Genomic DNA, 9,403 nt, shown 5'->3' with positions numbered 1-9,403 from the left:
GTTGCAAACATTGCGTGAGAAAATAGCGGCCTCGCCAGCCCACGATCACAAGTAAACGACATGACCTCTTCTTCTCCGATCCGCGCGATCGTCACCGGCCATAATCGCGGCCTCGGTGCATCTCTTGCTGAACAACTGCTGGCCCGTGGCGTCGCGGTGCTGGGTTTGTCCCGCTCGCGTCACGCCACGCTGAAAGACCGTTTCCCGGCCCTGCTCGAAGAAATCGAACTCGAACTTGCCGACCCTACGCGCGTCGCGCAGTGGGTTGCAACCGATGCATTACGTGGCTTCGTCAGCGGTGCGCAGAGCGTCCTGTTGATCAACAACGCGGGCATGGTGCAGCCGATCGGTCCGATCGAAGGCCAGGCCGCCGCGGACATCGCAACCGCCGTCAGCCTGAACGTGACCACACCGCTGATGCTGGCGGCCGCCGTGACCGCCGCCAGCGTCGACGCAACCGACCGGCGCATCGTGCATATTTCCAGCGGCGCGGCGCGCAATGCCTATCCCGGCTGGAGCATCTACTGCGCAACCAAAGCCGCGCTCGATCATCACGCACGCGCCGTGGCACTCGACGCGAATCGCGCGCTGCGTATTTGCAGCCTCGCGCCAGGCGTGATCGATACGAACATGCAGGCGGAAATTCGCGGCAGCGGCATCGAGCAGTTTCCGATGCGCGAAAGATTCGAAGACCTCAAACGTAACGGCCAGTTGTCGACGCCCGAACAATGCGCGACCCAACTGCTCGACTACGCGTTCAGCGACGCATTCGGGCAAACGCCGGTGGCCGATATTCGCGAGGTCGCGAAGCAGGGCTGATGCGGCAAGCTTCAGGCTCCCGTAAAACCTCACCTTTCGGCTGATATGCCGATCGTCATACGCCGGGCGCGATAACCATTGCGTCGCGCCCGGCCTCTGATCTCATCGTGCGGCACGCAAATACGCTCCGCCAATAGCGCGGCTCAGGAAGATCGATGTCGATCAAGCGGCGTAGAGGCGCAACGCTTTCAATATGGAACGTGGTATCGGACGATTCGCACAGTCGCTGTACGATGCGCGCGTCTGGTCCCGAAAAGTCTCACCTTTAACGCGGAGCGGTCGGGACCAGGCGCGCAGCGCACATCCGGCGACTCCCGAAAACGCTCACCTTCAGCGTTTGGGGACAGGCCGCGAAGGCATGCTGGGCGTGGCACCGAGGGTGCAGAAAAGGCTACTCCCGCAAACCCTCACCTTTGGATGGGTCCGGGCAATCTGCATACCCAGGTAAGAAGAGGGTGGGCCGGGCGGTGCGAGCGGCCTTCGCGTTTGCCGCTCAGTGCCCGTTGCCCGTTGCTCCTTGCTCCTTGCTCCTTGCTCACCGCTCGTTGCTCGTTGCTCAGTGCCCTCCGCTTACTCACAACTGCATCACTCGCTGATCGAGCAGAACTTGAACGATCTGCGAGATATCTTCATCACCGAGTTCCCGTTCCACGGCTTCCTGCAAAATCCTGCGCACTTCAGCGACAGCGCGCAACGGCGCGTTAGCTTCGCGCGCCAACTCCGCCACAGCGTCGAGATCCTTCAACATCGTTTTGATCGTGCCCGATGGACTCGACGGCGGTGTCAGCATCCGTGGCATCAAGGTTTGCAATAGCACTGAATCGGCCCACCCGCCTTGCAAGGCGGCCGGCATCGACGCCGCGTCGATGCCGGCGCGTTGAGCGAGCACACAGGCTTCAGCAATACCCGCGATCGTCGTCACGACAATCGCCTGGTTCGCGAGCTTGGTCGCTTGTCCGGCGCCCGTGGAGCCCATGCGTGTGACGCGCGAGGCATAGGCGCGCAACAACGGTTCGACTGCGGCAATATCGTTCGTGCTGCCGCCGCACATGATCGCAAGCGTGCCCGCGGCTGCGCCTGCTGTGCCACCGGACACAGGCGCGTCGATCCACGCGCCGCCCGTCAGTTCGTGCCAACGTTGCGCGAAGCGCCGGGTTTCGGCGGGTGCGATCGTCGAATGGTCGATTAGAAAACGCGGTGCGATTGATGCGTGCGCGAGTCCTTGCGCACCGAAGACGACGTCTTCAACCGCCTGAGCGTCGCCGAGACACAGCATCACGGCATCGCTGGCCTCGGCCAACTGCGCGGGCGACGCACTGATAACGGCACCCTGTGTCGTCAATTCCGCCATCTTCCCCGGCGACCGATTCCACACCCTGACTGCATGCCCGGCCGCGATCAGCCGCAATGCCATCGGGCCACCCATCTTGCCGATACCGCAGAATCCCACTCGCGCGACATCCTGCACGACGCCGGCGCTCATGCCTCATCCTCACCGATCGAAGCCTCATACGGCCAGTCCACCGCACCCGAATGCGTCACCGCGCCGAGATTCGCCGGCCGCACCAGCGCTTCGTATTTCTCCAGCACGCCGCCCAGGCGGCCACGCGCGAACGGCACCACCTCCTTGCTGCGCCGCGCGAGTTCCTCATCGCTCAATTCGACGTCGAGCGTGCCTTTGTGCGCGTCGATATGGATCCGGTCACCGTCTCTGAGCAAGCGAATCGGACCGCCGGCCGCCGCTTCCGGTCCAACGTAGCCGATGCACATGCCGCGCGTCGCGCCCGAGAAACGGCCATCGGTCAGCAACGCGACTTTCTCGCCCATTCCCTGACCGTAGATCGCCGCCGTCACGCTGAGCATCTCGCGCATGCCAGGGCCGCCCTTCGGCCCTTCGTTGCGGATCACGAGGACGTCGCCTTCCTGATAGGTGCGCTTCGACACGACCGACATGCACGCCTCTTCGGTTTCGAACACGCGCGCGGTTCCGCTGAATACCAGCGACTTCAGTCCCGCTGTCTTCAGGCACGCGCCGTCCGGCGCGAGGTTGCCGCGCAACACGACCAGCCCGGCGTTGTCGCTGAGCGGCTCATTGTGCGGACGGACCACGCGTCCGTCAGGACCCGCAAACGCCTTCAAGGCGGTTTCGAGCGTTTCGCCGGTTTGCGTCAGCGTATCGCCATGCAGATAACCGCCCGCGAGCAGCGCGTTCAGCACGGCGGGCACGCCGCCGACGTGATACAGATCCAGCGCGAGGTACTTGCCGCCCGGCTGCAAATCGCCAATCAACGGCGTGCGGGCGAGCACCTCGGACACATCGTCCAACGTAAAGCGGATGCCCGCTTCATGCGCGATCGCCGGAATGTGCAGCGCGGCATTGGTCGAGCCGCCAGTCGCGGCCACCGCGGCGCACGCATTCTCCAGGCTCTTGCGCGTGACCAGATCGCGTGGCAGCGGACCACCGTTTTTCAGCGTGTTCATCACCGTTTCGCCGGCACGCCGGGCAATCGCAATACGCTCGCTGTAGACGGCGGGCACCATCGCCGAGCCGAGCGGCGCAAGGCCGAGCGTTTCGGCGACCATCGCCATCGTGTTCGCCGTGAATTGCCCAGGGCACGAACCCGCACCTGGCGTGCAGCGCTTCTCGATGCCGCGCAAAGTTTCGAGCGACATGTCGCCGCGTTGCGCCGCGCCGACTGCTTCGATCGCGGTCAGGATCGTCGCTTGTGTGCCGTCCGGTGCGATGCCCGGCAGCATCGCGCCACCGAACAGAAACACGCCCGGCACGTTCACCCGCACCATGCCCATCAGAATGCCGGGCAACGTCTTGTCGCAGCCCGCCACGCCGACGAACGCGTCGTAGCAATGCGCGCGTACGAACACCTCGACGCTGTCCGCGATGATCTCGCGCGACACGAGGCTAAAGCGCATGCCCGAATGATTCATCGAGGTGCCGTCCGACACCGAAATCGCCGAGCCACGAATCGGCACACCGCCGCCCGCCGCAACGCCGAGGCGCACGTTGTCGGAAACGGCGGCGAGCGACATCGAACACGGCGTGTTCTCGCCGAACGTATCGACAATCGCGACGAAGGGCTTTTCGATCGCGGCGTCGTCCATGCCGGTCGCTCGCAGGAACGCGCGATGCGGCGTGCGCGTGATGCCTTCGGTGACGGTGCGCGAACGATGTTTGTGGAGATTGCTCATGGTTTTTCCTGTACGTGTGCGTCTGCTCGATGCGTTCAGCCGTTCAGCCGTTCAGCCGTTCAGCCGTTCAGCAGCATGCCGTTCTCGGCGGCGATCACCTGGCCGGTCATCGAAGGCGCATGCGCAACGATGAACCACGCGAGGTCGGCGATCTCGCCGGGTTGCGACACGCGCTTGAGCGGCGCGACCGTCGTCATGCTGTCGACGATCTTCGCGTATGCTTCTTCGCCGAGCACGCGACGCGGCAAGCCATCGTCGACCATGCCGGGCGCGAGCGCATTCACGCGAATGCGCGGGGCGAGATTGCGCGCAAGCGAGAGTGTCAACGTATTGACCGCGCCCTTCGAGGCCGCGTAGGCAATCGAAGAACCCGTGCCGTTCAGCGAGGCCAGCGACGAAATATTGATCACCGCCGTGCTGTGCGAAGCAGTCGACGAATCGCGCAGCACGGGCACCGCGGCGCGCGTCATCTGAAACATGCCGATCAGGTTCACGCGATACACGCGCTCGAATTCCATATCGTCGACGGCGGCCAGATCGCCGTGTGCAATGAACCGCGTCGTGCCGGCGCAGTTGACGAGCGCGTCGAGGCGCTGCCACGTCGAGGCCACCGCATCGACCGCTTGCACACACGCGGCGTCGGAACCGACATCGGCATCGAACACCAGCGTCTCGGCGCCGAGTTGCCGGCATTGCGCTTCGACAGCCAGCGCCGCTTCGCGCGTGCTGTCGTCGAAGTTGCCGATCGCCACTGCCCAACCGGCCCTCGCAAAGCGCAATGCGGTGGCCGCGCCGATACCTGTGGCCGCCCCGGTGACCATACAAACCTGCTGCGTCATGCTGCTCTCCTCATGCTGATTTTTTGCGCGCCGCCGGCATGGCCATCACAATCACCGCGGCCAGCACCAACGCGCAGGCGAGCACGATCATGCCGGGCAGCAAGGTGCCGGTCGTGTCTTTCAGGAAGCCGATCACGTACGGGCTCACGAAGCCCGCCAGATTGCCGGTGCAGTTGATCACCGCGATGGCCGCCGCCGCGCCCACGCCGCCCATCAGCGCGGTCGGAATGCCCCAGAACACCGGCGCAATCGAATTGATGCCGATCGCCGCGACCACCAGCGCCGCCATGGAAAGCCATACGTGTTGACCGAGCAGCACCGAGGCCAGCATGCCGGCGGCCCCCAGCACGGCGCACACCGCGACGTGCTTGCGCCGTTCGTCGTGCTTGTCGGCGTGACGTGCGATAAGGATCATCGCGATTGCACTGATCAGCGACGGCACCGCCGACAACAAACCGATATTCGCCACGCTCACCACACCGCTTGCACGGATCATGGTCGGCAGCCAGAAGACGAGTCCGTAGTTGCCCATCGCGATGCAGAAATACAGCAGGCCGAGCAGCCACACCTTGGGATTGGTGAACGCGCCGCGTACCGTTTGATGCGCGCGAGTCTGCGCGTCTGCTTCGAGATCGCGTGCGAGCAACGCCTTTTCTTCTCTGTTCAGCCAGCTCACCGACTCGATGCGATCGTGCAAGACAAAGAACGCCGCAACGCCCACGATCAGCGAGGCGATCCCCTCAATCAGAAACAGCCACTTCCAGCCGGCGAGTCCGTGCACGCCTGCCAGCTGCTGCATGATCCAACCCGACACCGGGCCGCCGATCGCGCCGGACACTGGAATCGCCGCCATGAACAGCGCAATGATCTGCGAGCGCCGGTTCGACGGAAACCACGTCGACAGATACAGCACGATGCCTGGAAAGAAGCCCGCTTCGGCCACGCCGAGCAGAAAACGCAGCACGTAGAACGAGGTCGCGCCGCTCGCGAACATCGTCAGACACGAGACGATCGACCACGTGACCATGATCCGCGCGATCCAGACACGTGCGCCGACGCGATGCAAGATGAGGTTGCTCGGCACCTCGAAGATAAAATAGCCGAGAAAGAAGATGCCGGCGCCCGCGCCGTACACGGTCTCGCTCAACGAGAGATCCGTGAGCATCTGCAGCTTGGCGAAGCTCACATTCACGCGATCGATATACGCGACGATGAAGGCGAGAAACAGAAACGGCACGATGCGCCAGGCGAGCTTTCGATACAACGCCGCGCGTTCAGCGGATTCTGCCGGTTCCGACGGTTCATCAGGCACAGCGGGCCGCTCGGCGCCGCCGTATAGAGGGGTGCTCATACTTGTCTCCTTCCGCGCGCTTGAATGCGCGCTGTGGTCGCGGCGATGCGGCGCATGGAGCGGCTCCGGTTATACCCTGAGTCATGCGATCGCAGCGTAGCTGCTATCCTCGACTCACCCGCTTCACGCTCTACCGTCCTGCCGATATTGAAGATTAGCCGGATTGAGCGCCATACGGCAAATCACCGTTTGGGCGCAGGTCATTACTGTTAAGTTATGTGCATCGAGTATCCACTGATGGCAACCGCCGAAAACGACGCAATCGACCGCTTCTTCCGCAGCGGCCTGAAGCTGCCGCATCTGCGAATCCTGGTGAGTCTTGCGGAGCTTGGCCAGGTGACGCGGGTCGCGGCCGCCTTCCACGTGACACAGCCGGCCATTTCGAAACAGATCGGCGAAATCGAGGAGGCGCTCGGCGTGCCGGTCGCGCGACGGGTCGGCAATGCGGTCGAGTTGACCAGCATCGGTAAAGTGATGGCCGCGCGTGGCCGCGAAATCCTCCGGCACATTGAACTGGCGCGCCGCGACGTTAGTGCGCTGACCACCGGCACAGCCGGTCATGTGCGCCTCGGCGCGGTGGTCACGATTCCGCAGCCGCTGATCGCGCATGCGGTCGAACTGTTCATGCGGCGCGCGCCGTCGGCGACGCTGTCGTTCGTGGAAGCAACGCTCGACAAGCTGATCAAGATGCTCGACGAAGGCGAGCTCGATCTGGCGCTCGGCCGCAACCGCATCACCGGCAACCCGGGCTTGTTGAGCCAGCAGACATTGCATCGCGAGCCGTTCGTGTTCGTCGTGGGGGCGAGCCATCCACTCGGCAAGGTGGATATGCCGGTGAGCTGGAACGATCTGCGCCCGGCGCGCTGGATTACGCCGCTGCGCGGCTCCCCCGCTTTCGCGACGCTCGCGGAGACGTTAGCGGAGCACGGCATTCCGCTCGATCGCGGCGCGGTTGAATCGAGTTCGTTGACATTGAATCTGTCGCTGCTGATCGGCGGCGACTTCGTGTCGATCCTGCCACTGTCGGTCGCGCGGCATCACGTGAGCCGTGGACGCATGCGTGTCTTGCCGCTCGCGCCGCTCGAACCGCTGGGCGAAGTCGTGCTGGTGTGGCGCGCGGATACCGCGGCGCCGGCAGCGGATCTGTTCAGCGAATGCTTGCGGGAGTCGTCGTCGGAATTGCTGGAGGGTGAGGCGGAGTGATGGGGCGCGGCTCACGTATTGCGATGGTGCGCCGCCTCCCGAATGTTCTCACCTTTGTGCTTTTTGAAGGTGTTTGGAAGGCATCAGGAAGACCTTCGGAAGGCCGGTTGCCAGCAAGGTAACCGGCCCGTTCATACAAACAATCAGAACTTGTGACGGATGCCCACCACCGCCAATTCCTGGCTGTTCGTCCCTGAATTCACGCCATAACTGCCGATCGAGGCTTGTGCGCTCACCACCTTGCCGCTCGCGTTCAGCGTATTGCCGCTCGCCTTCTGGTAGCCGGCCAGCGCATACAGTTCGGTGCGCTTGGACAGCGCGTAATCCGCACCCAGGTTGACCTGGTTGTAGTGCGCCGAGCTCGGACCGGTGAGCGACGTGTAGTTGTAACCCACACCGGTGCGCAAGGCTGGGGTGATCTGATAGTTGAAGAACACCGAACCGTTGTTGAACCTGGCCGTGTCGTGGAACGCGGAGAACGCATCGTTTGCGTACTGCGTGTTCGAGTAAGCCGCGCCGATGGTGGCCGCGCCGATCACATACTGTCCGCCGACACGCACGATCTGAATCGACTTCGCGCTTGCAAAGCCCGAGTTGATCACCGTGTTGAACAGCGAATCGGAACTGCTGGTCCACGTGCGCACATTCGCCGCGGTGGTGTTGCCGCCGTTCGCGTAGAAATAGGCTGCGCCGAGCGACAGCGGGCCATTCGCATAGGCCGCGCCGAAGCTGTACGTCTGACCGCTGCCGGTTGCCCCGGCCACGCCGCCCACGCCATACAGTGCTTCGACCTGGAAGCCGGCGAACAGCGGGCTCACGTACTTGACCGAGTTGCTCACACGCAGACTGTTGTCGTAGTTGTCGAGGTCGCCGGGCGAAGCGAACACGCCGCCGAAGTAGTTGTCTTCAGTCAGGCCTTGAACCAGATCGACGACCGGGTCGTATTGACGTCCCAGCGTGACCGCGCCCCACGTACCGCTCGAGAGGCCGACCACCGCCTTGCGCCCGAATTCGCGGCTGCCTTGACCCAACGTACCCGTGCCGACGTTAAAGCCGTTTTCGAGCTGGAATACCGCGGCCAGTCCGCCGCCCAGGTCTTCGGTGCCCTTGAGGCCCCAGCGGCTGCCGGACATGTTGCCGCTATTGAACTTCACGAGCGTCGATTGATTCTGGCCATTCGCGCCTTGCGCGTTGTGCACATAGGCAATACCGGCGTCGACGATGCCGTACAGCGTGACGCTGCTTTGCGCCTGAGCGCCGGTAGCGAGCAGAAGGCCCGCGGGCAAGGCGAGGAGAGAAAGTCGTTTCATTTTCAGATTCCCGTTTCGATGTTGTATTTGTTTAAAACTGGCGAAACGATACGAGACGGGTTTGCGTGGGCAAACCAACTAATTCTTCGATGAATATGAAAGCGACAATCGCGTGATGGCTGCTGGAGCGTGTGAGGCACTTCCGGTCAGACCTGGCGGAATGAAGGAATGCAAGCCATACACGATGGATGCTTCGGACGAGGAATGGAACTTCACGGCTCCGTACCTCACCTGGATGAACGAAGACGCACCGCAGCGCCGATACGAACTGCGCGAAATGTTCAACGCCCTGCGCTAGATGGCGCGAGGCGGTGCATCGTGGCGTATGCTGCCGAACAACTTTCCGCCGTGGGAACTGGTCTACTAGCAAACGCAACGTTGGCTGAGCGCAAGTTGCTTCGAGGCGACGCGACGCTATTTTCCTGCGGCCTGACTGTGTTCGCCCATGTACTTCCACCTGAAGCTGAAAGGGTCGACACCCCTATCGCCTGGCAGATTCGGCAGCGAATCACCTTCCTTCACGAACACTTCGTGATAGCCGCCCAGGCGCTCGATGCTTTCGCCTGTCGCCGACCAGTAGCCGGACGCGGGCGCGTAGTCTCCCGGTCGCGCGTAAGGCATGGCAGGAAGAAGCTGGGTGCGGGCGTCTACTTCTCCAAGGAATTCCATGTGGC

General features: G+C 63.1%; 7 protein-coding genes and 2 pseudogenes. 3 read left to right on the top strand and 6 right to left on the bottom strand.

The annotated features are described in order from the left end of the window. The first annotated feature begins 60 nt into the window (after nt 1–60). Nucleotides 61–819 (top strand): SDR family oxidoreductase, encoded by a 759-nt coding sequence (locus QOC89_RS12845; RefSeq protein WP_323045354.1) that lies wholly within the window; start codon nt 61–63, stop codon nt 817–819. A gap of 574 nt (nt 820–1,393) precedes the next feature. Here the strand turns inward: QOC89_RS12845 and QOC89_RS12840 are convergent. The 4 genes from QOC89_RS12840 to QOC89_RS12825 are packed head-to-tail and all read right to left on the bottom strand — an operon-like array spanning nt 1,394 to nt 6,216. Next, nucleotides 1,394–2,302, bottom strand: coding sequence for an NAD(P)-dependent oxidoreductase (locus tag QOC89_RS12840; protein WP_323045353.1), 909 nt, complete (start codon nt 2,300–2,302; stop codon nt 1,394–1,396). Further along, a complete protein-coding gene (gene ilvD / locus QOC89_RS12835) occupies nt 2,299–4,026 on the bottom strand; it encodes a dihydroxy-acid dehydratase (protein ID WP_323045352.1) in 1,728 nt (575 codons plus the stop codon). The genes QOC89_RS12840 and ilvD overlap by 4 nt, the downstream gene beginning before the upstream one ends. Before the next feature lie 59 nt (nt 4,027–4,085). Further along, entirely contained in the window at nt 4,086–4,865 is a 780-nt protein-coding gene (locus QOC89_RS12830) for an SDR family oxidoreductase (protein ID WP_323045351.1), read from the bottom strand. A gap of 10 nt (nt 4,866–4,875) precedes the next feature. After that, complete coding sequence (locus QOC89_RS12825; RefSeq protein WP_323045350.1) at nt 4,876–6,216, bottom strand: MFS transporter; 1,341 nt, start codon at nt 6,214–6,216, stop codon at nt 4,876–4,878. Between the two features lie 237 nt (nt 6,217–6,453). Here QOC89_RS12825 and QOC89_RS12820 point away from each other — a divergent pair, with 237 nt between their 5' ends. Then, the gene (locus tag QOC89_RS12820; protein ID WP_323045349.1) at nt 6,454–7,419 is read left to right on the top strand and encodes a LysR family transcriptional regulator; all 966 of its coding nucleotides are present in this window, start codon (nt 6,454–6,456) and stop codon (nt 7,417–7,419) included. Nucleotides 7,420–7,562: 143 nt separating this feature from the next. Here the strand turns inward: QOC89_RS12820 and QOC89_RS12815 are convergent, their stop codons facing one another. After that, nucleotides 7,563–8,729: a porin gene (locus QOC89_RS12815; protein WP_323045348.1), complete on the bottom strand. Its 1,167-nt coding sequence runs from the start codon at nt 8,727–8,729 to the stop codon at nt 7,563–7,565. Between the two features lie 160 nt (nt 8,730–8,889). Between QOC89_RS12815 and QOC89_RS12810 the strand changes: the two are divergent. After that, a pseudogene (locus tag QOC89_RS12810) lies at nt 8,890–9,093 on the top strand (transposase); the annotation flags it as partial. A gap of 50 nt (nt 9,094–9,143) precedes the next feature. Here the strand turns inward: QOC89_RS12810 and QOC89_RS12805 are convergent. Then, nucleotides 9,144–9,403 (bottom strand): annotated as a pseudogene (locus QOC89_RS12805) (hypothetical protein); the annotation flags it as partial.

It is taken from the genome of Paraburkholderia sp., from assembly GCF_034668105.1.
Lineage (GTDB): Bacteria > Pseudomonadota > Gammaproteobacteria > Burkholderiales > Burkholderiaceae > Paraburkholderia.
The sequence above is the reverse complement of the archived record's forward strand: the minus strand, read 5'-3'. Positions and strand labels throughout refer to the sequence as shown.

Bases quoted from the DNA above. Each gene is read 5' to 3' on its own strand.
- QOC89_RS12845 (WP_323045354.1), top strand. From the start codon at position 61: ATGACCTCTTCTTCTCCGATCCGCGCGATCGTCACCGGCCATAATCGC.
- QOC89_RS12840 (WP_323045353.1), bottom strand. From the start codon at position 2,302: ATGAGCGCCGGCGTCGTGCAGGATGTCGCGCGAGTGGGATTCTGCGGT.
- ilvD (WP_323045352.1), bottom strand. From the start codon at position 4,026: ATGAGCAATCTCCACAAACATCGTTCGCGCACCGTCACCGAAGGCATC.
- QOC89_RS12830 (WP_323045351.1), bottom strand. From the start codon at position 4,865: ATGACGCAGCAGGTTTGTATGGTCACCGGGGCGGCCACAGGTATCGGC.
- QOC89_RS12825 (WP_323045350.1), bottom strand. From the start codon at position 6,216: ATGAGCACCCCTCTATACGGCGGCGCCGAGCGGCCCGCTGTGCCTGAT.
- QOC89_RS12820 (WP_323045349.1), top strand. From the start codon at position 6,454: ATGGCAACCGCCGAAAACGACGCAATCGACCGCTTCTTCCGCAGCGGC.
- QOC89_RS12815 (WP_323045348.1), bottom strand. From the start codon at position 8,729: ATGAAACGACTTTCTCTCCTCGCCTTGCCCGCGGGCCTTCTGCTCGCT.